This window comes from uncultured Neptuniibacter sp. (genome assembly GCF_947498015.1).
Lineage (GTDB): Bacteria > Pseudomonadota > Gammaproteobacteria > Pseudomonadales > Balneatricaceae > Neptuniibacter.
Genome location: NZ_CANMIR010000003.1, coordinates 221,158 through 245,598 on the forward strand (window position 1 = coordinate 221,158; position 24,441 = coordinate 245,598).

The 24,441-nt window shown below is 49.1% G+C and carries 23 protein-coding genes; 10 read left to right on the forward strand and 13 right to left on the reverse strand.

Going from position 1 to position 24,441, the window contains the following annotated elements; all coding sequences use genetic code 11:
* Genes fdhF through Q0882_RS05265 form a run of 3 tightly spaced genes read left to right on the forward strand, consistent with a single transcriptional unit; the run spans position 1 to position 3,982 of the window.
* Complete coding sequence (gene fdhF / locus Q0882_RS05255) at positions 1 to 2,883, forward strand: formate dehydrogenase subunit alpha (RefSeq protein ID WP_299178814.1); 2,883 nt, start codon at positions 1 to 3, stop codon at positions 2,881 to 2,883.
* A 4-nt stretch (positions 2,884 to 2,887) separates the two neighbouring features.
* Positions 2,888 to 3,763, forward strand: coding sequence for a formate dehydrogenase accessory sulfurtransferase FdhD (gene fdhD / locus Q0882_RS05260; RefSeq protein WP_299178816.1), 876 nt, complete (start codon positions 2,888 to 2,890; stop codon positions 3,761 to 3,763).
* Positions 3,764 to 3,766: 3 nt separating this feature from the next.
* A complete protein-coding gene (locus tag Q0882_RS05265) occupies positions 3,767 to 3,982 on the forward strand; it encodes a formate dehydrogenase subunit delta (RefSeq protein WP_299178818.1) in 216 nt (71 codons plus the stop codon).
* Between the two features lie 80 nt (positions 3,983 to 4,062).
* Here Q0882_RS05265 and Q0882_RS05270 read toward each other — a convergent pair whose 3' ends face one another.
* A complete protein-coding gene (locus Q0882_RS05270) occupies positions 4,063 to 5,067 on the reverse strand; it encodes a DUF3592 domain-containing protein (protein ID WP_299178820.1) in 1,005 nt (334 codons plus the stop codon).
* 75 nt (positions 5,068 to 5,142) lie between these two features.
* On the opposite strand from Q0882_RS05270, the gene Q0882_RS05275 reads away from it, so the two are divergent.
* Positions 5,143 to 5,679: a GNAT family N-acetyltransferase gene (locus Q0882_RS05275; RefSeq protein ID WP_299178821.1), complete on the forward strand. Its 537-nt coding sequence runs from the start codon at positions 5,143 to 5,145 to the stop codon at positions 5,677 to 5,679.
* A 19-nt stretch (positions 5,680 to 5,698) separates the two neighbouring features.
* Here the strand turns inward: Q0882_RS05275 and Q0882_RS05280 are convergent, their stop codons facing one another.
* Together Q0882_RS05280 and Q0882_RS05285 are read right to left on the reverse strand one after the other, a co-directional pair.
* Positions 5,699 to 6,364 carry an SDR family oxidoreductase gene (locus Q0882_RS05280; protein WP_299178822.1) on the reverse strand — a complete coding sequence of 222 codons (666 nt, stop codon included), beginning with the start codon at positions 6,362 to 6,364 and terminating at the stop codon, positions 5,699 to 5,701.
* 206 nt (positions 6,365 to 6,570) lie between these two features.
* Positions 6,571 to 7,473 (reverse strand): porin, encoded by a 903-nt coding sequence (locus Q0882_RS05285; RefSeq protein WP_299178823.1) that lies wholly within the window; start codon positions 7,471 to 7,473, stop codon positions 6,571 to 6,573.
* Positions 7,474 to 7,771: 298 nt separating this feature from the next.
* Here Q0882_RS05285 and Q0882_RS05290 point away from each other — a divergent pair, with 298 nt between their 5' ends.
* The gene (locus tag Q0882_RS05290) at positions 7,772 to 8,479 is read left to right on the forward strand and encodes a sulfite exporter TauE/SafE family protein (RefSeq protein WP_299178825.1); all 708 of its coding nucleotides are present in this window, start codon (positions 7,772 to 7,774) and stop codon (positions 8,477 to 8,479) included.
* A gap of 4 nt (positions 8,480 to 8,483) precedes the next feature.
* Here Q0882_RS05290 and Q0882_RS05295 read toward each other — a convergent pair whose 3' ends face one another.
* From Q0882_RS05295 to Q0882_RS05315, 5 genes are all read right to left on the reverse strand, one after another.
* Positions 8,484 to 9,716, reverse strand: coding sequence for an MFS transporter (locus Q0882_RS05295; protein ID WP_299178827.1), 1,233 nt, complete (start codon positions 9,714 to 9,716; stop codon positions 8,484 to 8,486).
* Between the two features lie 352 nt (positions 9,717 to 10,068).
* A complete protein-coding gene (locus Q0882_RS05300; protein ID WP_299178829.1) occupies positions 10,069 to 10,443 on the reverse strand; it encodes a RidA family protein in 375 nt (124 codons plus the stop codon).
* Between the two features lie 72 nt (positions 10,444 to 10,515).
* Positions 10,516 to 12,099, reverse strand: coding sequence for a BCCT family transporter (locus Q0882_RS05305; protein ID WP_299178831.1), 1,584 nt, complete (start codon positions 12,097 to 12,099; stop codon positions 10,516 to 10,518).
* Between the two features lie 89 nt (positions 12,100 to 12,188).
* Complete coding sequence (locus Q0882_RS05310; protein ID WP_299178833.1) at positions 12,189 to 13,178, reverse strand: dipeptidase; 990 nt, start codon at positions 13,176 to 13,178, stop codon at positions 12,189 to 12,191.
* Between the two features lie 23 nt (positions 13,179 to 13,201).
* On the reverse strand, positions 13,202 to 14,644 hold the full coding sequence (locus Q0882_RS05315; RefSeq protein WP_299178835.1) for an aldehyde dehydrogenase family protein: 1,443 nt from the start codon (positions 14,642 to 14,644) through the stop codon (positions 13,202 to 13,204).
* Between the two features lie 185 nt (positions 14,645 to 14,829).
* Here Q0882_RS05315 and Q0882_RS05320 point away from each other — a divergent pair, with 185 nt between their 5' ends.
* Positions 14,830 to 15,723 (forward strand): LysR family transcriptional regulator, encoded by an 894-nt coding sequence (locus Q0882_RS05320; RefSeq protein WP_299178837.1) that lies wholly within the window; start codon positions 14,830 to 14,832, stop codon positions 15,721 to 15,723.
* A 90-nt stretch (positions 15,724 to 15,813) separates the two neighbouring features.
* Here Q0882_RS05320 and rsgA read toward each other — a convergent pair whose 3' ends face one another.
* A complete protein-coding gene (gene rsgA, locus Q0882_RS05325) occupies positions 15,814 to 16,872 on the reverse strand; it encodes a ribosome small subunit-dependent GTPase A (RefSeq protein ID WP_299178839.1) in 1,059 nt (352 codons plus the stop codon).
* A gap of 673 nt (positions 16,873 to 17,545) precedes the next feature.
* Here rsgA and Q0882_RS05330 point away from each other — a divergent pair.
* From Q0882_RS05330 to Q0882_RS05340, 3 genes are all read left to right on the forward strand, one after another.
* Entirely contained in the window at positions 17,546 to 19,270 is a 1,725-nt protein-coding gene (locus Q0882_RS05330; protein WP_299178841.1) for a hypothetical protein, read from the forward strand.
* On the forward strand, positions 19,267 to 20,016 hold the full coding sequence (locus Q0882_RS05335) for a DUF3726 domain-containing protein (protein ID WP_299178842.1): 750 nt from the start codon (positions 19,267 to 19,269) through the stop codon (positions 20,014 to 20,016). The genes Q0882_RS05330 and Q0882_RS05335 overlap by 4 nt, the downstream gene beginning before the upstream one ends.
* Positions 20,017 to 20,221: 205 nt before the next feature.
* Entirely contained in the window at positions 20,222 to 20,437 is a 216-nt protein-coding gene (locus Q0882_RS05340) for a dodecin (RefSeq protein WP_299178844.1), read from the forward strand.
* Between the two features lie 16 nt (positions 20,438 to 20,453).
* On the opposite strand, the gene Q0882_RS05345 is transcribed toward Q0882_RS05340, so the two are convergent.
* Entirely contained in the window at positions 20,454 to 20,780 is a 327-nt protein-coding gene (locus Q0882_RS05345; protein ID WP_299178846.1) for a hypothetical protein, read from the reverse strand.
* Positions 20,781 to 20,950: 170 nt separating this feature from the next.
* Here Q0882_RS05345 and Q0882_RS05350 point away from each other — a divergent pair, with 170 nt between their 5' ends.
* Entirely contained in the window at positions 20,951 to 22,189 is a 1,239-nt protein-coding gene (locus tag Q0882_RS05350) for a DEAD/DEAH box helicase (protein WP_299178848.1), read from the forward strand.
* A 326-nt stretch (positions 22,190 to 22,515) separates the two neighbouring features.
* On the opposite strand, the gene Q0882_RS05355 is transcribed toward Q0882_RS05350, so the two are convergent.
* The 3 genes from Q0882_RS05355 to Q0882_RS05365 all read right to left on the reverse strand — a co-directional run bounded on the left by Q0882_RS05355 (position 22,516) and on the right by Q0882_RS05365 (position 24,428).
* Entirely contained in the window at positions 22,516 to 22,707 is a 192-nt protein-coding gene (locus Q0882_RS05355; RefSeq protein ID WP_299178850.1) for a hypothetical protein, read from the reverse strand.
* 142 nt (positions 22,708 to 22,849) lie between these two features.
* A complete protein-coding gene (locus tag Q0882_RS05360) occupies positions 22,850 to 23,839 on the reverse strand; it encodes a hypothetical protein (RefSeq protein ID WP_299178852.1) in 990 nt (329 codons plus the stop codon).
* A 346-nt stretch (positions 23,840 to 24,185) separates the two neighbouring features.
* Entirely contained in the window at positions 24,186 to 24,428 is a 243-nt protein-coding gene (locus Q0882_RS05365; RefSeq protein WP_299178854.1) for a hypothetical protein, read from the reverse strand.
* Positions 24,429 to 24,441: the final 13 nt, after the last annotated feature.

Consider the following 24,441-nt stretch of genomic DNA (forward strand, 5'->3'; position numbering starts at 1 on the left):
ATGTTGCAATATTTTGACCCTGATAAAGATTACGGCACTCCGGCTCAGCTCTCTGAAAATATGATTACCCTTGAGATAAATGGGGTATCCATAACCGTACCCGAAGGTACTTCCGTGCTGCGTGCCGCCGCTCAAGCGGATATCAATATTCCTAAACTGTGTGCTTCCGATAACCTGGAAGCGTTTGGCTCCTGCCGTGTCTGTGCGGTTGAGATTGAAGGGCGTCGCGGTACCCCGGCATCCTGCACAACCCCGGTGGAAACCGGTATGAAGGTAACCACCCAGAATAAACGACTGGGCAAGTTGCGCCGTAATATTATGGAGCTCTATATCTCCGACCACCCGCTGGACTGCCTGACCTGCCCAGCGAACGGTAACTGCGAGCTACAGGATGTAGTGGGTGCAGTGGGCCTGCGCGAAGTGCGCTACGGTTTAGAGGGTAGTTCAGTTGAAACCAGGACCCATCTGGATGCCGAGAAAGATCACTCAAACCCCTACTTCAGCTTTGATCCGAGCAAGTGTATCGCCTGCTCCCGCTGTGTTCGAGCCTGTGGTGAAGTCCAGGGCACCTTTGCCCTGACTATCGATGGCCGAGGTTTTGATTCGACTATCGCTCCTGGCCAGAACCAGCCATTTCTGGATTCAGAGTGCGTCTCCTGTGGTGCCTGTGTGCAAGCCTGCCCGACCTCAACCCTGATGGAAAAATCCGTTATCGAGATGGGCCAGCCGGAACACAGTATTGTTACCACCTGTGCCTACTGCGGTGTCGGTTGCCAGTTCAAAGCGGAGATGAAGGGTGCCGAAGTAGTTCGCATGGTGCCTTACAAGGATGGTCAGGCGAACCATGGCCACTCCTGCGTGAAGGGCCGTTTTGCCTTCGGATACGCCACTCATGAGGACCGAATCACTAAACCGATGATCCGTGATTCCATCGATCAGCCATGGCAGGAAGTCAGTTGGGAGGAAGCCCTGAGCTTTGCCGCAAGCAAACTCAAAGGCCTACAACAACGGTATGGTCGCGAGAGCATCGGTGGTATCACCTCCTCCCGCTGTACCAATGAAGAGACCTATCTGGTGCAGAAACTGATTCGTGCGGCGTTCGGTAACAACAATACCGATACCTGTGCCCGGGTCTGCCACTCACCGACAGGTTACGGACTGAAGACCACCCTGGGTGAGTCAGCCGGTACTCAGACCTTCGATTCGGTGATGTATGCCGATGCGGTGATGGTGATTGGTGCAAATCCAACCGATGCCCACCCAGTGTTCGGATCCCTTTTGAAGAAACGTCTGCGTCAGGGAGCAAAACTGATCGTGGCTGACCCACGCCGGATCGATCTGGTGAAAAGCCCACATGTGGAAACCAACCACCACCTGACCCTGCGCCCAGGCAGTAACGTCGCCTTTATCAACGCGATGACTCATGTTGTGATTACTGAAGGGCTGGAAGACAAAACCTTTATCGCCAATCGCTGTGAAGAGAGCGCCTATCAGGCGTGGCGCGAATTTATCAGTGAGGAGCGACACTCCCCTGAGAACACCGAATCGATCACCGGGATTCCAGCTGAAGAGCTGCGCGGTGCTGCGCGACTCTATGCCGGTGCTAAAAACGCTGCGATCTACTACGGTCTGGGTGTAACTGAGCACAGCCAGGGTTCCAGCATGGTGATGGGTATCGCAAACCTGGCACTGGCAACCGGTAATATCGGTCGTGAAGGTGTCGGCGTTAACCCTCTGCGAGGCCAGAACAACGTACAGGGTTCCTGCGATATGGGATCTTTCCCGCATGAACTGCCGGGTTACCAGCATGTTTCCGATGATCAGATCCGTGGTCGCTTCGAATCGGTTTGGGGCGTGAAACTGGATAATGAGCCGGGCCTGCGTATTCCGAATATGTTCGATGCGGCATTGGATGGCACCTACAAGGGTATGTATGTACAGGGTGAAGATATCGCCCAGTCCGATCCGAACACCAACCATGTTCAGGCGGCCCTACGCTCTCTGGAATGTCTGATTGTGCAGGATATCTTCCTGAATGAGACCGCAAAATTCGCCCATGTCTTCCTGCCGGGTGCATCTTTCCTGGAGAAAGACGGTACTTTCACCAACGCAGAGCGCCGGATCAACCGGGTGCGTAAGGTGATGCCACCTCTTTCTGGCAAGCAGGACTGGGAGGTCACCCAGGCCCTGTCTAACTCACTGGGCTATGAGATGAACTACAACCACCCTTCCGAGATTATGGATGAGATCGCACAGCTCACGCCGACCTTTGCCAGTGTCAGCTATGAGCGCCTGGAAGAGATGGGCAGCATCCAGTGGCCATGTAACGATGAGACACCGGACGGGATGCCGATCATGCACGTGGAAAGTTTCCCAATCGGTAAGGGCCACTTTGCCATCACCGAGTATGTGGCAACCGAAGAGCGCTCCACCCGACGCTTCCCGCTGCTCCTAACCACTGGCCGTATCCTGTCGCAATACAATGTGGGTGCTCAGACCCGCCGTACCGAAAATCAGGTATGGCACGATGAGGATGTTCTGGAACTGCACCCGGTCGATGCGGAAGATCGCGGCCTGCAAGATGGCGACTGGGTCGGTATTACCAGCCGTGCCGGTGGAACCGTGATGCGGGCTAAACTCTCTGACCGGATGCAACCGGGCGTGGTTTATACCACATTCCATCATCCCGGCAGCGGTGCCAATGTGGTCACCACCGATAACTCAGACTGGGCAACCAACTGCCCGGAATACAAGGTCACCGCAGTACAGGCCGTTAAAGTAAGTGAGCCGTCAGAGTGGCAGCAGCGCTATAATGAGTTTAACAATCAGCAGCAAGGCTTACTCAAACAGAGACGCCGGAACAAGGCTGCAGCGCGGGACTAATGAGATGGCTTTGAAAAAGCATGAAACCGGAACCGATACTCTGAAACTGGAGATGGATAACTGCCATAACCCGGTTGTGGTTACCCGCTGGCAGGACAGGCAATCACTGGATGCTCTGGACAACATCGCCGAGGAGATACCGGTAGCGATGGTCTATAACGGTATCTCCCATGTAGTCATGATGGCCAGTCCGGCTGATCTGGAAGATTTCGCATTAGGCTTCAGCCTCAGTGAAGGGATCATCCAGAAGGTGGGAGAGATCTACGGAATCGACCTTGTTCAGGAAGATCCTGAAGACCTGAACGCAGGAATCGAAATACAGATGTCGATCACGAGCCAGCGCTCTGCAGAACTGAAACAGCGTCGCCGGAACCTGACCGGGCGTACCGGTTGTGGACTTTGCGGGGCTGAATCCCTGCAACAGGCGATCCGGCCAGTTAAAGCAGTACCGGCACTCCCCCCGGCCACCCCCGAAGCGGTTGAAAATGCAGTCCGTCAACTGTCGGACAAGCAACCTCTGCAAAACCTCACGGGTGCCTGCCACGGTGCCGCGTGGTGCGACCTTGAAGGTAACATCCAACTGCTACGGGAGGATATCGGTCGCCATAACGCTCTGGATAAACTGCTGGGTGCCTTGAAGGCTGCTGATACAGACCTTGAAGCTGGCTTTGCCCTGGTTTCCAGTCGTGCCAGTTATGAGATGGTCCAGAAAGCCTCCAGCTGTGGCATCAGCACGCTCGTGGCTGTCTCTGCACCCACACGGTTAGCACTGCAACTGGCCAAGCAAGCCGGCCTGAATTTAATTGGCTTTGCCCGACCAGGCAGACATGTTATCTACAATCAGTCTGAACTGACTTCTGAACCAGATTCCAAGGATTAAACAATGGGAAACCATCAACTGACCAGCCTGATCAAAATGGCCAACCAGATCGCCGCTAACAACACCCATATCGGTAATGAAACTGAAGAAGCGACTATGGTGGCAAACCACCTGCGAAAATTCTGGGCGCGATCAATGAAGCAGCAGATCACGGATTACTTAATTGAGGGGGGTGAAGAACTCAGCCCTATCGCTAAAAAAGCCGTTGCAGAGCTTTAATACCCATCGATACACGGGGAAGGTTCTCTTCCCTGGTTGGTTTCCAGATCTCGATAGATGATTCTCACTGATCGCAAATGTCAGTTCAGCAAAATTCTCATCAGCGCAAAGAGATAGAGCGATAGAATGACTCCCATGATCGCCCCCAACACGCCACCGATAAACAGATAACCTGTAATAACAGCTCCTATAAACACCGCTCCAAAAAACCAGCGCTGTAATCGCGCCACCATTTTTGTTTCAGGCTGGGCAAAGAGGAGACTGAGTCCACCCCGGTTTTCAATTGCGAGAACACCACCGATCGAGACAAGGTGCCAACAGAGTATGCTCATCAGGATAAACAACACACCGAATTTCTGTAGAAAACCGGAGATAGTATCCGAGGTTCCAATATGCCGGATACTCTCTCTATCAGGGAAATTGGGTGCATTAAAATCCACCTGAAGTGTCGCAAGATTTCCCTGTTTGTGTACGGGGGGATAGGAGTAGATCGGATATTGATAGCGATAACGCTGCCCATCAGGACTTTCAAACAGATATACCGGAGCAACGGCGTTATCACCTCCTTTCACTAGTTTTTCAACCTCTGCCGACACAGCAGTTGTATTGCTGATAAAGGCTTCTGTCTCGGCTTTCAGATGGTAGGAAATAGCCACCATCACACTCCCTACTATGAGAAACAGAGATAGAAATGCCAGGATCGGCCTATCCTCCCTGCTTAGCGAGAAGGCATTTGAAAACGAAGCGGTATCAGATGAGGGCTGTCCTGTTTCTTTCTGCTCATCTGCCCATTGAACAGATGTTTTCCACGCTGAATCACCATCAAGATAAGCGCTCAGAATACGGAGAACGGTTGCCGTATTGAGTTGAGCATCACTGCTGGTCTTGTGACTCTCGAGTGAACCCTCCTGGTACTCAACAACCCAGCCTGAGTGACAACTCCCTAAAATCTGAATATAGTTCATCTCATCCTGAGCGAGAATGAGATATTGATTATCTGAATCGTTCAGAGAGCTTAGACAACGCCTCACCTCTTTTATTGTGGGGTGATTGATCTGCTCCCCATTTTCAGTTGTTAATTCCATTTAGATGCTCCACAGACCCTGGTTATATGCCATCCTATTTCAGATCCACTGAATACTACATTTTAAAGGCCAACGATGATATTGACTGATTACCAAGAGGAAAGAGCTGAGAAGATCATTCAACTGTTTGAAAACGTGTTCTCAGCATCAGAAGGCCCGGATGAGGGAGCCGTTATTGGTGCTCTGGTGAGAGAGATGATCGAGACTACCTCTCCTGAAGCGCTTAAAGGCTTTATTGCCAAAGAGGGTGAGAAAATCATTGGTGCCATCTTCTTTTCACGCTTCAGCCTGCCAAGCCAAAAAAATGCTTATATCCTCTCCCCTGTTGCGGTTTCAACGCTGCATCAGGGTACGGGTGTTGGACAGCAACTGATCCGCTTTGGCATATCGGCTCTGCAATCTGAGGGCGTTGAGATTCTTCTCACGTATGGTGATCCTAATTACTACTGCAAAACCGGCTTTAAGCCGATCAGTGAAGCGTTGATTCCAGCCCCGCTTAAGCTCAGCATGCCCCAGGGCTGGCTTGCGCAGTCTTTAACTGAACATGAGATCAGCCCGGAAACAGGCCAGACCCAGTGTGTTGCAGCGCTCAATAATCAGGCACTCTGGTAACAACACCGGGTAGATGAGTCTACCAGGGTAGAATATCACCGTTGGAGTGCCAGAATGTTCCTGAGTTTGAAAGATTCAACTCGTCAATGCGTTGAGACAGTCGAGCCGCGGCTTCATCAGGCGTGATATCACCCACACCGCCAATCATCTCTGTCCCGACCAATCCTGGATGAAGAATCGCCACCGCAACTCCACGTGGTTTAAGGTCATGAGCCAAGGATACACTCGCAATATTCAGTGCTGCTTTGGACATGCGATAACCGTAGCGTCCACCACTGGTGTTATCGGTAATCGAGCCCATCCGGCTAGTGATGAGTGCCACCTTCGCTTCAGGGCTGAGATTATCCATTAGGGCCTCAGTCACCAATAACGGTGCCAACGCATTGGTTTCAAACTGCTGCCGGATCGTTGTTTTATTAATCTGCCCCAGCCTTTCATCTCTTAAAATCCCGGCGTTATTGATCAACAGGTCAATACTCTGCCCCTGGAGCGCTGCCGCAAGTGTTGAGATACCCTCCTCCGTTGCAACATCAACGTCCTCAATCACAGTGACGTTTAACGCGGCCAGCTCCACCGATGCATTACGGCAGATAGCGAAAACCCGATAGCCCTGGGAATGATATAAGCGACTGAACGCGAGTCCGATACCACGGCTAGCTCCGGTAATAACAACAGTTTTAGACATTTAAAAACTCCGATGCCCCAACAGGGAATGATCCGGTGGATGATAGACGCTATTCAACGATGAAATCGATCTCATCACAACCTGAAAATAGAGAACAGATTCTAATGAGATGAAGTAAGTAGATGGTTACGGTAGATAAAAGAAAACCGCAAAACGATGAAGGGGGAGGAATCGCTATGCGGTTTTCCGGGGAGCTTCGGCCAGACTTAGAAGTCGTAGTTCATGCCGAAGTTGATAGAGTTGGAATCTTCGTTGCCGTAAAGCACACCATCCCAAGCCCATGCTTCAACCCAAAGCTTAACTTTTGGGTGAATATTGTACTGGTATGCCAGAATAACAGCGTCAAAATCGTTTGTACCGCCTGACTGGTCTTCAAAGCTGGAAACACCGAAAGAGTAAAGGTTTTTACCAGAAGAGATACCACTCATGATATCTGCACCTTTACCTACATCATCTTTATCCATGTACATACCGTTCACGTAGTAGCCATCACCGGAATAGTATGCAGCAACACCAACAGAATCATTATTCTGATCGTCAATGAAACCCGCTGTCAGCTTCAGGCTGTCAGAAACTTTATAAGATGCTGTGAACTGGCTCTCTTCAGTGTCATCGCTGTACAGCGCAGATACCTGAAATCCGCTCATCTCTGGACTGGTGTACATCACAGATTTTTCGATACGGAAGTTGCCATCAAGAGAGTAATAAACCGGTGCAGTGTTCCACCACAGCTGGTCCGGTGCATAACCGACAGCGTTATAGAACGCAGACCACATTTTACCAACCTGCAAGGTACCGAAGTCACCAGACAGGCCAAGTTTAGCAACACGTGCATCAGAGCCAGTATCAGAACCCAGTTCACCTTCTGCCACATCAACTTTAACTTCATATTTGGCAAAAGCTGTTAGCCCTTCACCCAGGTTGTGGCTACCGCTTACACCGATACGGCTCGCAGCATCTTTAAAGTTGTCGCCATTATCATGCTTTGCCGCTTCAACCATCACGCGAAGACTACCGTAGAATGAAAAATTGGTATCATCAGCCTGGGCTGCTGTAAAAGGAAGGAACATTGAGCATGACAGTGCAAGACAGGTTGTCTTAAGTTTCATCTGGGATCTCCACATTTGGCAGATAAAATTATTATTATTGATTGGTTAATTTGTGCATCTGGATACAAAGCAACAAATTCAAATTCATGATACAAACAACAACTCTGCGATTAAAATTAATTAACCTTATTGAAAAATAAATTAACCAAATATAGGGATTTTTAAGCGAAGGGAGGTTATCTGAAATCGGGCGGCGATATAATACAATTTATCGAATGATAAGTATATTAAACATCACTAATTCTATCTTCCTATATAATGGTTATTCCGGCTCTAATCTGATTGATTTCCACCGTTAATGACCACATCGATAGCACTGTTCACCGTGATACTGGCCTCGCTGTTGCAGAGTATTTCTGGGATCGGGCTTGCACTGATTGCAGCCCCTGTTCTGGTACTGATAGACCCCCAGTATCTGCCAGCCCCCATCCTTTCTCTTGGGTTTACATTATCGCTATTAAATAGTTACAAATATCGTAAACATCTTGAGCTAGGAGAAACTGCAGTCGCCCTGTATGGCAGAATTCCTGGTACATTTGGCGGGATTATATTGCTCGCATTACTGCCGCAAAACACACTCTCTATCTGTTTTGCGCTTCTGATCATTAGCTCTGTGCTGTTAACCTATAGACGGATCCAAATAGAACAGAACCGGAGATCACTCTGTATTGCAGGTTTCTTTTCCGGTTTGATGGGGACAGCCACCTCGGTGGGGGGACCACCTATTGCAATGGTGTATCAAAATAGTGATCCATATAAAGCGCGCGCACAGCTGAGTTTTTATTTTCTAATCGGGACTGCTTTTTCAATTTTAATCTTAGTGACAACTCAAAATTTTAATTTTCACCAGCTCAAACTAACCCTCTATCTTTTACCCGCAGTGGTGATCGGTTTTATTTTTAGCCTGTTAATCGGTTCTAAATATCAATCAAAAAACCTTAAACCGCTGATCAGCATAATTTCACTATGCTCTGCTGTGGCAATTTTAATTAAGTCGTCCCTATAAGGGCCTAGTCAGGTGTGCGTGGATCAAGCTCCACCAGCGTGCCGGTTAATGATCCGCCCTGCATTACAAACTGCTCCTGCTCATCCAGGGGTAACGCCTGCCTCATCATCATGCGATAGACGACGAATACAGCCAGGCCAATTTGGCTTAAAGCAAGAAAGTAGAACAACCCATCACTACCGACCACCTTCATCACCACTGACGCGGTATAAGGTCCGGCAATCCCTCCCAGTGCAAATGCCAATACCAAACTACTCATCGCTGAGATCAACTCATGTTTCTCCAGCTTGTCGAAGGTTTCACTAATACTCAGCGGATAGGTACAGGCGATAATTCCACAGCAGATACCTGTAGCAACAAACACAGCAATCAGATGATCCTGCGGCACAATCATCGTGATAAAAAGGCAAGTGAACGCTGACAGGATGGTGATACCCAGTAAAACGGAGCGCCGATCAAAAGTATCTGATAGCCACCCTATCGGATACTGCAACAGAAACGCCCCCAGTATCGCGGCCCCCATATAGAGAGACAACTCAAAGTCCACAATGCCATTATCATTCGCAAACACCGGTAGCAGGTTAAAGATCGCCGCATAGATTGCGCCGGCAACAACACAGGTAACGACCCCCAGAGGTGATACACGGTATAACGCGATCAGTGACATAGAAGCGACATCTTCGATATAGGGACCGGGGTTACGACTCCATGCAATAGGGATGATCGCCATACAGAGCAGAATACCGCTAATCACAAACAACTCAGTGCCCATTGGATCACCGAGGTTGAGAAGGAACTGACCTGTAAATAGTCCAGCTAACATGATTGCGTTATAAACCGCGAGCACCTTTCCACGATTTTTCGATGTGGTACCGTAACTTAACCAGCTTTCCATGGCGGTAAATGCTGAGGCGTTACAAAAACCGATGACAACGCGCATCGCCCCCCAAAGAAGAAGGTTTTCATACAGGCTGCTCACGAGAATACTGATCGCACCAATCGCCACACAGCCCGCAAACATGCGAGTATGTCCGGCACGGATGATCAGTTTTTTACTTAACAAAGCCCCAATCAACACCCCGAGAAAATAGAATGACTGCACAAGGCCAATCGTATCGGTATCGATCTGCTCCAGACCCATGCGCACAGGCATCAGGACATTAATCAGTCCATTTGCAGTCAAAAGAATAAAGCAGCTGCTAAACAGCGCCACAAAGGAGAGCAAAGTTGCGCGCACGATCGTACTCCATACAACACGTTTAAGTGTGTGGGGTTAAAGTCATCACACAGCCACCAGGGCTGACTTTCATTGGGTAATAGCAATGTTTGACGAGAATGAACGTCGATGGGTCAAATGAGAGAACGCTTAAAGCCCCCCTGATACCCGAAATACACGCCAGAACTGACGAGCTTGAAAGTAGTTTAGAATGCTATTCGCTGCGGATATTAATTTAGACTAAAGTCACAAACCACTAAGAAAAACTTATCATTCAATAAGTAATACTTACCGCGTAACACACTGATCTATAAGAAAAAAGCCAGCAATCATGCTGGCATAAAGGGAATGACTAGGAGTCTTAGGTAAATCGTTAAGGCACGGCAGCGTATGCCACCACCTCGCAAAGCATCTCTTCTCGAGCAAGCCCTGCCACAATCATCGCAGCACGGTTTGGATAAGGGGCTTCAAAATATTCAGCATAAACCTTATTGAAGACCGGTAGCTGGTCACGGGCAGTTACGTAGATCAAGACCTGAGTCACATCCGCCATCGTCAGACCTGCTGCTTCAATTGTATGTTTGAAGTTATCCATTGTCTGGCGTGCCTGAGCTTCTATGCCCCCATCAACTACCTGCCCCTCTGCATCGATTGGAATCTGTGCAGTGGAGAGTTGACCATTAGCAATAACCGCCCATTCCAGAGGCGCTTTAGATGCGAATAATTCAGTTTTAACAGCTTGTTTCATAATGTTTCACTATTTAACTTGATAGATAGGAAGCGGCAGATGCCGCTTCGTTCTTAATCTCCAGATGAGGAGTTATAGGCCCTGCTCGTCAGCCATTTTTCGAGCGATCTGTGGTGCTGTCCAAAGAGATGGCAGCAGTACCAGAGAGACCGGTACAGCGGTCACTACAATGAACGACTGAAGCGCTGAGATACCACCGGATCCGATTGAGATCAGCAGTGCAGCAACCACACCCATCATGATCCCCCAGAACACGCGCACACCGCTCTGTGGATGATCTGTGCCTGTCATAACCATCGACACTGCATAGGTCATAGAGTCACCGGTTGTAGCAACGAAGATCGTTGTCAGGATCAGGAACAACACTGAGATAATGAAACCCATCGGCAGTTGTTCAGTGATCGCGAGCAGCGCAGCAGGCAGGTTGAAACCGGTAAACGGTTCAGAGATCACACCCGGGTTAGCCAGTTCAAAAGCCAGACCACTTCCGCCAACGATAGTGAACCAGAAGCAGGTGATCACAGGGGCAACAATTGAGATCAGCAAGACCATCTCACGGATCGTGCGTCCTTTAGAGATACGCGCGACAAACATCGCCATCAGGGGCCCATAACCCAGGAACCAACCCCAGAAGAACACTGTCCACCAGTCCAACCAACCTGGGCTGGCACGGAAGGTCGCCATCGGGATGAACTGATCCAGATAGATGCCAAATGAGTGCAGGTAGCTATCGATAATAAAAGAGGTTGGACCAAAGATCAGAATGAACGCCATCAGAATGACTGCGAGGATCACATTGGCACGACTGAGAATCTGAATCCCTTTAGTCACGCCGCTGACAGCTGACAGCGTATAGATTCCGATCAGTCCCACCAGAATCATTACCTGGGTAGTGTAGGTGTTTGGAATACCGAATAGCTTCTCAAGACCGAAGCTCACCTGCAGCCCCAGGAATCCGATCGGGCCAACCGTACCTGCAACAACCGCTAATACACAGCTCGCATCTACGATCGCACCTAAAGGTCCGGTCATCACTTTGTCGCCAAATACAGGATAAAGCAGCGTTCTCGGTTTCAGTGGTAATCCCTTCTCATAATGAAGGTACATGAACACGATACCGGTCAGGCTTCCCAAAATTGCCCAGGCCAAAAAGCCCCAGTGCATAAAGCTCTGCGCCAACGCATTGTATGCTGCTTGAGTCGTTCCACTCTCTTCACCTGCAAATAGAGGTGGAGCAGAAGTAAAATGCGCCATCGGTTCTGCTGCAGCCCAGAAAACACCCCCGCCGGCCAGCAGCGTACACATGATCACCGAGATCCACTGGAAGGTTGGCATCTCAGGAGTTTTAACACCTCCCAATACAACCGAACCGGTGCGACCCACCGTCAGGAATAGGCCGATCACAAAGGTTAGTAGTAACAGTACCTGCCAGTAGGCACCGAAATATTTAGTTGATGTTGCAAAGGCGGTATTAACCAGCCCGGAAACCATCTCGATATCGTAGATGGCCAGTGCTGCAAACAGCACCAGAACACCACCACTGATCAGAAAGACAGGAAGATCAACCCCTGATAGAAAGTGTTTATCACTCACGGCGGCCTCACTGTCGGTCATTGGCGGTTGTTCATCCACAGAAACTTGCATGGTGTTACTCATTTTAGTTCTCCTGACGGATCTTTATATTTATTAGTTATCAGGTAGGCCTGGAGCAGAGAGGCTGACCCAGGCCTTCGTAGGGCGTTAAATCAGTTTTGAGGGGTGAGCCCCTTCTCCAGGAACTCAAGCCAGTTAAGTCCCATGATGCGTGCGACCTCATCTGCGCTGAAGCCACGATCAATCAATCCCTGAGTGATATTTGGAAAATCCCGACTGTCACGGAACCATGAGAGAGGTCGAGGCCAATCCGCATTGGATTTAGACCCTTCGCCATAATCCATCTCTTTCGACCAACGGCCGTTGCGCATCCATTCCAGCACAGAGATCGGTTGCTCCTGACAGAGATCAGTGCCGATACCGATCCGTTCGATCCCCATCAGATCGGCGGTGCTCGCAACCATGTCGCAAAAATCGTTCAACGTGCAATCGGGACCATTTTTCAGATGGAACGGATAGAGACTGAAACCTAGCAAACCACCGGACTCGCCCAACGCTTTCAGCACCTTGTCTGATTTGTTGCGCTTCGCTTCATGGAAGCTCAGGGGATTTGCATGGGAGATCACGATCGGTCTTTCAGAGATCTCGATCGCTTCCAGCGTGCTACGCTCGCCGCTATGGCTCATATCGACAATCATGCCAACACGGTTCATCTCTTTGATCGCCTGATGACCGAACCGGGTCACACCGCTGTCCTCATCTTCATAACAGCCACAGGCCAACAGGCTCTGGTTGTTATAGGTCAGCTGCATGATCATCAGGTTCAGCTCACGCATCACCTCAACCATGCCGATATCATCTTCAATCGGTGAGCAGTTCTGCGCACCAAACATAATGCCCACTTTACCGAGCACTTTTGCTGTACGTATATCAGCCGCACTTTTCACCGGCATGATCAGATCGCTGTTCATCTCGAAGTGACGATTCCACTCGGCGATACGCATCAGAGTTTCGCGAATCTGCTCGTGGTAAACGATGGTGGCATGCACCATCGTTACACCGCCCTCACGCAGCTGTTCGAAGATCTGGCGATTCCAGTTGGAATACTGCAGGCCATCGATCACTATTAATTCATTATGCATAACAGTTACCTTTCGATGCTGTTTCAGGCACTGATGTAAGTCGTTTTAACAACGGTGTAGAACTCTTTCGCGTAGGTACCCTGCTCACGAGGACCAAAGCTGGAGTCTTTACGGCCACCAAACGGAACGTGGTAGTCGGTACCTGCAGTCGGCAAATTCACCATCACACAACCTGTCTTGGCGTTGCGCTTGAAGTCAGATGCGTATTTCAATGACTGAGTACAGATACCACCGGTCAGACCGAAGTTGGTATCGTTAAGTGTCGCCAGCGCCTCGTCGTAGTCCTTAACCTTGATCACACAGGCGATCGGCGCGAACGCCTCTTCACGGTTAATGGTCATTTCATTAGTGGTTTCAGTGAACAGTGCCGGCTGCATGTAGTAGCCTTCCGTCTCCTCAGACAGCACTTCACCACCGCATACCAGATTGCCGCCCTCTTTCTTAGCCAGCTCCAGATAATCAAGGTTCTGCTCCATCTGACGGGCATCAGCAACCGCCCCGATATTGACGCCCTCTTTCAATGGGTGACCCACAACCAACTTCTTCATGCGCTCAACCATCGCTTCAACAAAACGATCGTGAATACCTTCGGTGACAATAAGACGGGAAGATGCAGTACATTTCTGACCGGTACCGCCGTAAGCACCGCCGACCGCACACTCAACTGCGTTATCAAGATCAGCGTCGTCCAACACAACCAAAGCGTTCTTACTGCCCATCTCCAGTTGGCACTTGACCAGATTGACAGCGGTAGCTGCGGCAACTTTACGGCCAGTTTCCAGAGAACCTGTGAATGTCAGTGCGTTAATATCACGGGAGTTGATCAGTACATCACCAACCTGAGAGCCAGGGCCCATCACCAGGTTGAAAGTACCCGCAGGCAGATTCTGGCGAGAGATAATCTCTGTCAGCGCCCATGCAGAGGCAGGCACTTGATTGGCAGGTTTCCATACAACCGCATTACCAAATGCTAGCGCTGGCGCGATCTTCCATGCACCGGTTGCCGTCGGGAAATTCCAGGGAGTAATAATGCCGACAACGCCTACAGGCTCACGACGGGTTTCAATCTCAATACCTGGGCGAACCGATTCTGCGGTCTCACCCATCTGACGCAGTACTTCAGCTGCGTAGTAGTGGAAGAACTGGCCGGAGCGGTAAGTTTCACCGACACCCTCAGCCAGTGTTTTGCCCTCTTCGCGTGCCAGGATCTCACCCAACTCATCTTTACGTGCGATCAACTCATCACCGATCGCCATCAATACAGAATAGCGCTGTTCCAAACCACTTTTAGCCCACTCTTCCTGGCCAGCCTGTGCTGCAGCAATAGCTGCTTCCGTCTGTGCTTTGTCAGCCTGAGCGTAATATCCAATCAGATCGCTGGTGTCAGCAGGGCTGATGTTTGCCACACTGCCAGTACCTTCTACCCATTCACCAGCTATAAAGTTACGAAAAACTGAATCAGACATATTTACCTCCACTAAGTTGTTGAATTCATCTTAGAGCTCACGAGCTGATAATAAAAATTAATAAATAATATTTGACGATAAGTAATCCTTATCTTTATATTGAAATGACAACGGTTACGGAGTTAACCCGTTATATCAGGGATGCTGATTAACGACCGATACAACAATAAAAGAGAGAGTGTCCGATGCTTCCTGAGTTAAAGATCACGCAGTTACGTCATTTCGTCTGGGTAGCAGAGCTTAAAGGTTTTCATGCCGCTGCGGAGAAGGCCCATCGGACACAACCGGCTATCTCGCTCTCTATCCGTGATCTTGAGAACAAGCTGGGCGAATCACTTTTTGAAAAGCGCAACGCCAAAACAGCGAAAACGGAACTGACACCCTTTGGTCAGTATTTCCTACCTAAAGCCAAAGAACTGATCGAGCACCATGACCGGGTTTCTCAGGATATGACGCTGCTCGCAGAGCACAAAACCGGTCACCTGCGTCTTGCCTCTGTCCCCTCTATCGCCAGCCGAATGCTTCCCAGCATACTCTCTCGCTTTGTTGAGAACGCACCGAATCTGCATATCAGCTTTTATGATGATAATGCTGGTGCGGTACTGAAAATGGTGGAGAACCAGCAGGTAGATTTTGGGATTGCCAGCATGTGGGAGGAAAAAGAGCATTCCGATAAAGTATTTACACCGATCTGGGAGGACCAGATCGGTGTTGTATGTAGACAGGACCACCCTCTGGCGGAAAAAACTGAGGTCAACTGGGAAGAGTTACAACAACACCGATTGATCAGTAACGGCACCTCCCGCTTACTCAGAGAAACGGATGCAGAACCGCTACTGGCCAACTCTCAGTTCTATATCTCTAATATGATCTCGCTAATAGCGATGCTCGAAGCAGGTATGGGGATCACTACTCTCCCCGGCTTTGCCTTTCCACAGCATAACAGTGAGCTGGTCTTTATCCCCATGACAGAACCTTATATTGTTCGCAAAATCGGGATCATCCAGCTGAACAACCGCTCCCTGACACCCGCTGCAGAATCACTGGTCGAGTTTATACTCACTCAAGCAAACAGCTGAGCCGCTGTTTAAGATCGATCCTTTGAGACAAACCCGAGCCGGGTCAGCTAACAGGTTGTGCACTGAGTCCCCAGTACACAACCTGACTGGTCAGTAATGATCACCTTTTTTACGCTGGAACACCTCATTCTTAACTGACCGATAGAAGCGCCCCAGAGAGCGATCTTTAGCTCTCTTTTCGGCCAAACTGGCTGCGTTGAACGCATGCTCTCGCTGAAGTTTGAAGTAGTTTTCAACTCGGCGTGGATCCAGTTCCGAAGCATTCACTGCTTTCTGAACTGCACACCCGGGTTCAGTTTGATGCTGACAATCACTGTAACGACACTGTGTGGCTAACGCACTGATATCAGAAAATACCTGATCAATACCCGCCTCACATCCAACCAGTTGAAGCTCTCGCATCCCCGGCGTATCCAGAAGTGCACCGCCATCAGGAATAAAGTGCAGTGACCGCGCCGTTGTCGTATGCCGCCCTTTATCATCAGCCGATCTGGCTGAACCGGTGAGCTGATCCTGCTTTCCTGACAGGGTATTCACCAGTGTCGATTTACCGACGCCCGAAGAGCCTAGTAGTGCGACTGTACTTCCTGGAGAACACCAGGGATCAAGCACGCTTGTACTCTCAGGGTCCAGTGCATTGACCACCTCAACCATCAGCATCGGATCGATAGCACGCACCTGATGCAGGTAATGATCGGGGTTATCACAAAGATCTGCTTTAGTGAGCACCACCACTGCATCAGCCCCCGCTTCACTGACTAGCGCCAGATAACGTTCAATCCGGTTCAATGAGAAATCCTGATTGAGCGCGGTTGTGATAAAAGCGGTATCTACATTCGCAGCGATATTTTGGATGCTAGTGTTTTTTCCTGCTGCCTTACGGGTAAAACGGGATCGTCTCTCCAGCATACGATGAAAGGTGCCGTCAGGCTGTAACAGAACCCAGTCACCAACCATCAGGTCATTGATTTCTGCCGTATGCGGGGTAACGATGAGCTTTTGCCTGCCCTGCTCAGTGTAGATCTCAAGCTGAGAGCGATGCTTTGCGATTATCCGGGCTGGGGTCGCGGCGGTGTACTCATCAAGGGTGAGTTGTTGTTGAAAAAAAGCGTTCCATCCCAGTTGGGATAGTGGGTAAATTGTAGTCATAATAAGCCCTGACGCAGCAGTAAAGTGCGTCCGATAAATGAGTTATCTGGGGCTGGGTGCCCCGGCTATAACACCGGGCAGAAAATTCAGCGAAGGCTAAATTCAGCTTACTGCCCGGAAGGTTTTGACTACAATCATGTTTACCCTCCAGCGTGATGTTGATTAATTACATAGCCATGATCATCTAAAGCGCCAACGCGGTCAAGCCTCGCTGCTTTAAACCTGCCTCTCACCCACTGCGGTGTCGGAGATCCTCAATTCGCCCTTCGTTTTGCACCGTGCGCGCTGATTTTTTACTTTGTCATTGCTGTTTCAGCTGAAGCTAACCATAGAAAAAATAATGGGTTAACTCAGTTTGATAAGTTCTGCTTATCGAATGATATAACCTTTTGATTTGTGTGAACAAAGCTTTTTAGCCCATGATGAATGTGTTGCCAGAACGGTTTTTCCGACCGGATGGTGATAATCAGATTCTGTTTTTTAACGCTCTGATTTGTTAACACCGTGATTAGGGTTAAAGCTTAACCATAAGGTGTGGCTCTCTCTGTAGAAAATAATGAATGCGAAACCCACAGAGAATAAGAGTTGATTGGTTTCCACACATCTATGCTGCCACCGGATATAACGCCGGAAAATAAAAAATTAAGATGTGTAGCACACGAGGATAATAATAATGACTTCACCTGCATCGATCCAAACCGCACTCAGAGGCGAACAGGCGCTACCGCTTCGCCCAGCCAGTCAGGTTATGGACCTAGAGCGTTTGGGCGCCTTGCACCAAAGCCGTCTCAGTTTTATGCGGACATTAGTACGCCGCATTATGACCGAACGCTGGCAGATCACACCGGCTGTTTTTCAGCTTGATGAGAATGGCTACGGCACTGTGGTTTACAGTGTTCAGGCACCCCATGGCCTTTTCAGTTTTGTACTCTTTTCCGATCACCTCTCTCCTGAAGAGCGTAATGACCGCGTCATCGCCACTAAATGGGATCTGACTATGGCACTGGTCGAAGGTGCTGTAGATGAGGTTTATCTGGAAAAGCTTCGCCAGAATGTTCCCAAACAGGAAGCTGGACGGGTAGATTCACGCGTATTTGTTCTCTCACGGGCAAATCGCAGCGCGCGCAACTTCGATTACGTAGTCGATCAACTGGCTCAGGGCAAACAACCAGATGTTCAGAAGATCGCAAAAGTGGGCTACTTATACCGTACAACAGCCGTCTATGGCAGCGGCAAGCTGGGTATGGCTGACTGGGAAAAAGTACGCAGTAAACATATCGATTTTGCACGACCTTTTGCTGGCGAGATGTTTGTCTGCCTGATGCTACGCAATTTCAGCCTTATCCAGGCGGAGCATATTGCCCGACACCGCTCTGCGGAGACATTCCAACCGATGGCAGCGGAGATAAAACGCTACTTCGGCATCGGTAACTCCACTGGATTGGGGATGGCCCCCTACCTGGTCAACCATCCACTTCTGATTAACCAGTGGATCGAGATGCGTGAACTGGCTCTGGCCAAAGTGCGCTCCCTTGGCTATATCGGTCCCAAAACTAAGGGCCTGTTACTTGAACTGATCGATCGTTGCGAGAACCACACCCGTGAAACAGAAACGGAAGATGAGTGGCAAAGCAATAACAATCTGACCGTTGTCCAGGATCTTCAGGCGCTGAAAACCTACGTTGAACAATCTTTTAGTGATTGGAATGATCTGCTCGCATGGAGCGAAGCACACTGCTCACTGCAGGGTCAGGAGATGCTGGTATCCATCATGCTCGAGCTTTACCCCGAGCTGGTGGACGAACTGGAGGAGTTCCACAATGCAGAGGAGTTTCTTGATCTTGATCCGTTGATGCCTCTGCAAACGCTGAAGTCAGTCATTGAGACCCGTTACAACTGGGCGCTTGAGATCGACTTTACCGCTCAAGGTGCACGTGAAACCTGCTGGTATCGCTCCGAAGAGAAGATGGAACCCCGTATAGGCAGTGCTGCCGATCTGGAAGCGAAAGACAAACAGATGGCGCTGGGTGTGGGTTATGCGGTTCACAAATGCTACGGCTTACTGTGCGATTATCTGAAATCTCACCCTGAGCATACGACGGCACGTTTCATGGTCGCCAATCCTAAGATGCGCGGTATTGTTCGCCGCATCCAGAGTATGAATCGCTGCATCTACGGTGATATTCAAGCTAACCTGCTGGATGAGAACGTACTACCGATGCACCTGCTGCGCTGTAAGCTGGCTTTCTTCGGTGTCAGCAAATTTGATCCACGCTCCAGACTTTGGGTCCGGAATACGATGTTCCAGGGTGCCCCTCTACTTGATGAGATCGGCCAACCCTTTAACGATGACTGGTTTATGCCATTAGCACCCAAACAGCAGGGAGATGCATCATGAATATTTCGATGAATGAACTCAATGCAGCCCTGCGACGCTGCTTTGAAGCAACAGGTTATTTCGTGGGTAACTATGAAGATGCCGCCAATATGATTCTCTGGCTGGAGAAACATGGCCTGAAAGGGTTGGAGGAGTTTAAACGCGCCCTACCCTATATCGATGCTGATCGCGAAAAGGTATTGAGTAGTGTCGTCTACGAAGATCGCACCTCCGCCATTATCGACAGTCAGGGCCGCAGCGCCCTTAACTGTATCGCGGCATCGGTTGATCTGGCCCACGCAAAAGCACTGGAAAACGGTATTGCGACCATTACCGTTCACAACTGTCACAACCGTAAATTCATCCTTAAAGCACTTACCGATTGTGGTCGTCGTGGCATCAGTGTGGTCGCTTACTGGCAGAACGGAAACTCAGTGGTTACCGAGCACACTGCGGCTATCAAAGCGGGTGATCGTTACCCCTGCTACAGCGAGGCGACAACCGATCTTGAAATGAGTGAAGTGGATGCACAAGCGCTGACAATCATCTGCAGCTCCCGTGTCGATCTGACCTCATCCCTGCAACAGTCTAAAGGTAACACTCAGGCCATCTATCTGGACTCGCAACAGGTTGCGGTCAACAAAGCGAAGACCGTTGAACTGGGTATCGATATCGATCCAGACCTTTGGGCAGAGATCAATCGACTGGGTACGGGTATTCTGGTGAGTAACAGCGAACAATCACGCCAGGGTGCCGGTGGCCGATAAGCAGTTCCCCTTTCCTATGCACTAGCAGCTCTCAGCTAGCTTTAGCCCTCTTCACAGAGGGCTTTTTTATCTCCCATCCGTAACACAGTAAAACCTCTGACAGTGCTAACCGATTAACACAAACATGGAACAGCTTTGAATTGTGCTTGGCCTGTTATCGTCTAGGCTTAACGGGTAAGACCCTACATATTGCAGGAGGCTGAACATGTCTGACCATCACACCTATAAAAAAGTGGAAGTTGTAGGCTCATCGCCTACCAGCAGTGATGAAGCGATCAAAAATGCGATCGCCGAGTGCGGCAAGAGTATTAAGAATATGGATTGGTTTGAGGTGATTGAGACCCGTGGCCATATCCATAATGGGCAGATTGGCCACTTTCAGGTCACCCTGAAGATCGGGTTTAGAATCGAAAACAGTTAAGTCTGAGTCCTAACGGTTATCGCCCGAAATACTGGTCGATCATCTCAGGGAGTTCATCAAATACGTTCATTTCGAACTGATCGATCTCCTGATCGAAATGAGCCAGGTAACGTTTAGCGTGTTCGCGCCCTAACTGACGGCCGTTAATGGCAAAATCCATCTCAGGCAATGTCTTATCATGCCGGGGAACCACAACCCAGTTGAGATAGGCTGGAAACAAGCTCTCAAACCGGCTTTGTGCGTAGCTGCAGAACTGATCGACATGAGAATTGCCTTCAGGCCCTAAACATCCCGATTCGATTCGAAAAACAATCGACAATTTTTTATCGTCAGCCAATCCCATTTATCTTCTCAATTCAGCAGGTTACAGATTGCCCCTACTATAAATCAACCTGCGCGATTTTGCATATTCAACTTAATTATGTGAACCCGAGCCGATATTAAAATCCGGTAACTAAATAGTTAGATTTGTTTTATAATCGCCGGTTTTCCGCGCAAGCCAGAGAGCACCCTATGAAATTTTCAGCATTAGACCTTCATCCATCGATTCAGCAGGCGCTGGATGAGTGCGGCTACTCTGATATGACTCCGATCCAGAAACAAGCGATTGTGCCTGGTCGACGCGGTAAAGATCTGCTGGCCAACGCACAGACAGGCACCGGTAAAACCGCCGCTTTTTCGATCCCGATTCTGCAAAAGATAGCGGATAACCCTGCTGAACTCGGTGAAGGACAGGTACGTGCCATCATTCTGACCCCCACCCGAGAACTGGCCCGCCAGCTGGATGAGACGATCAGTCGCTACAACCTGCACCTTGGCCTGCGTGTACTCTCTGTCTACGGTGGCGTTAATCTTGAAACCCAACAGAAAAAACTACGCCGTGGCGCTGATATCCTGATCGCTACCCCTGGGCGGTTGATCGAACATATCACTGCCTGCAGTGTGAACCTCGGTACTACTGAGTTTGTTGTCCTTGATGAAGCTGACCGTATGTTGGATATGGGCTTTGTATCGGATGTGATGGCGATTCTGGATCAAACCCCAGCCTCCCGTCAGACCATGCTGTTCTCTGCAACCCTCTCTGAAGCGGTTCATAAACTCTCACGCCATATTCTGAAACGCCCTGAAAAAGTCAGTGCTGCGCGCCAGAACACCATCGCTGAAACCGTAGAACATGTGGTCTACCCGGTTGAAGAGAAACGAAAAGCAGACCTGTTTGCAGAACTGATTCAGGAAGAGAACTGGTTCCAGGTATTGGTATTCACCAGCACCAAGGCTCAGGCTAATGAACTGATGATGGACCTGAAATATGACGGAATTGAAGCGGTCATCTGTCACGGCGATAAGAGCCAGGGCGCTCGTCGTCGTTCCATTGCCGATTTCAAAGCGGGTAAGATACAGGTGCTAGTTGCGACCGAAGTGGCAGCACGTGGTCTTGATATTCAGGGGCTTGAACATGTTGTGAACTACAACCTTCCCTACCTGGCGGAAGATTACGTCCACCGCGTTGGTCGTACCGGCCGTGCGGGTCAGACAGGAAAAGCGATCTCCTTTGTCAGCCGTGAAGAGGAAAACGCCCTCGACAGCATCGAACGCCTGATCGGTGCGCCCATTCGCCGGATTTTCCGTAAAGGCTATGAGGTGGGTAATCGTGAAGGCCTACGTAAGCGGATCCATAAGAAAGGCCCGAAAAAACGCACCAATAAGGCAACACGCACTCAGGTGATTGGTCGTAAATCACGTAAAAAATAGCCACCACCGGTATCTAAAGAATCCCCTTCTAAAGAAGGTAGCTTTGCATAAGCCACCTTAAGGGGGCATTTCACTACTGCAGTGATATCAGGCTCTTCGAAATTTATTTTCTTGATACATTCAATGCCATATCCGTAGGAGCGGTGTCCCACCGCGATCATTACACATGACTTTCGCGGTGAGACACCGCTCCTACAAAGTTTTATTCAGGCAAAGCCTATAACGGATGAGCACCACCGACGGAACTAGCGGCTTTAGGGCTGTAAACCAAAAAGAGCTACCGGTCATACCTGTAGCTCTTTTTTTTGGGGGGGGGAACCGCTAAATTAACAATGTTCGAAAGGCTCTGACAGCTGACGCTTCATTGCACGCTGTGCCATATAATCATCCAGCGGTTTTCGGCGTTTATTTTTCTGCTGTTTCTTTCTCTGGCGAGCCCCCTGCTCCTCACTATGATAATCACTGTCGTGATCCTCATAATCTAATACCAGATCATCCAACCTAAGCTTGCTACTCATTATTCTACCCTGATCGATTTCATAACCGTCTGCACACACAGACCTGTCTATAAAACCCTCTTTATATGACGCAGATATTAAAAATTGATGACCCGACCCTATTTTTTAACGATGGAGGCCACGATGCACTCTGATCTCAGACCTATCTGAGTTTTTTGTTATATTCCCTCTCGACACCCACTCTTTTAAAGCTCTCATCGAGTATGAGTTTAATAACATCGTCATATGAAATTTTATTTTCGATTTCACATGCTCGTGGAAAGTAGCTGGTACCGTGGTTCATTCCGGGAACCAGATTAGCTTCCATAAAATAACAGACCCCGAGACCGTCCATCTTTACATCAATCCGGCCAAACCCTCGAGCACCTAACCCCTGAAAAGAGGCAACGGCCAGTGCATTAACGGATGCAATATCATGGGGCTCGATTTTTTTAAGTGTTTCTGTATCACTCATCTTGGCGGCGGCTCCAAGTATCTTTAACCCTCCTGACGATTCAGGAGGAGCTATTTCGATTGCAGATATTGTTATTTTTCCAGATCCGTTCTTAATAACTGCCACCGTAAACTCTCTACCACTTAAATACTCTTCTACTAACACTGGCTGCTTGTATATCTCATATAAAGACAATACTTTTTCGCGAAATTCGCTAAAGCTTTCAACAAAAGAGCTGTCATCAACGCCATTTCCATTAGCGGCATCTAATGGCTTAAGAAACAGCGGAAATAAGATCGGCAACTCCTCTTCTGACTGATACTGATCGGGTATCGCGGTAAAATACTTTGCGGTTTTAATACCTAGATTTGTTAGGCGCTCTTTAGCGGAGACCTTATCTGAGTCATACCTCAGTGTTTCACGATTTGATCCCGAAAATGTGATGTGGTTTTGTTCAAAATAGTCTGAAAACCACATATCGTCCCGCCCTTCAACTGGCATGTACTTAGCTGCCAAAACCACCATATCTGGGGCGCGTCTGACAACGTTTTCTAAATCTTCAAGCGTTTCACAAATGGTCACTAAAACAGAATGCCCCATACCTTCTATAGAGCCCAGAACGTCATCACACGCATGTAACGAACCAAAACCAGTTTCCTTTAATTTAGAATTTCGAGACGTAATAATTTCTATATTCATTTCATATTTCCATTGGATGAGACCCAACTGGGTCGGAAGTCGGTGATATGAAATGAATTCAAAGAAGATGGATTGAAATCACAAAATCGACAGCGAGAGTGTCAACTTATCGAGGAGAAAAAGATAAGTCATGCATACTAACACGGTGACCTCTATTTAGATATTAGAAGACCTCCATGACCTGATGTGATGGAACAGCGAAATCCCTCTTTCTGGACGGCGACGAACAGGCGCTGCATCGCATAAAAAGAGCGCTCAAGGACAAGTATCATTGATCTGTTAGGAGGGGCATGCAACCGACATGAACGGACAAAAGTTGAACGACTAATATGCACTCTACCTGCGATTAAGCCACCCCTCTTATCTCAAGCGCAGTAGGCGCACCTTTCTCTGAGGCAACGCGAACCAGTTCAATCCGTGGGACTGTTTCCCAGCGAAAGTTAGAGATAATCTCTAGCTGGTCAGCATCGAGAACTACTTTCGTTGTCCTAACGTCCATTATTCCGATGAAGATGAACAGGGCCAACAACCACAACGCAATGTTCGTGTAGTTAGCCCCCTCCAGATTGGCCAATATCACAGCGAACACGACCAAAGCGACT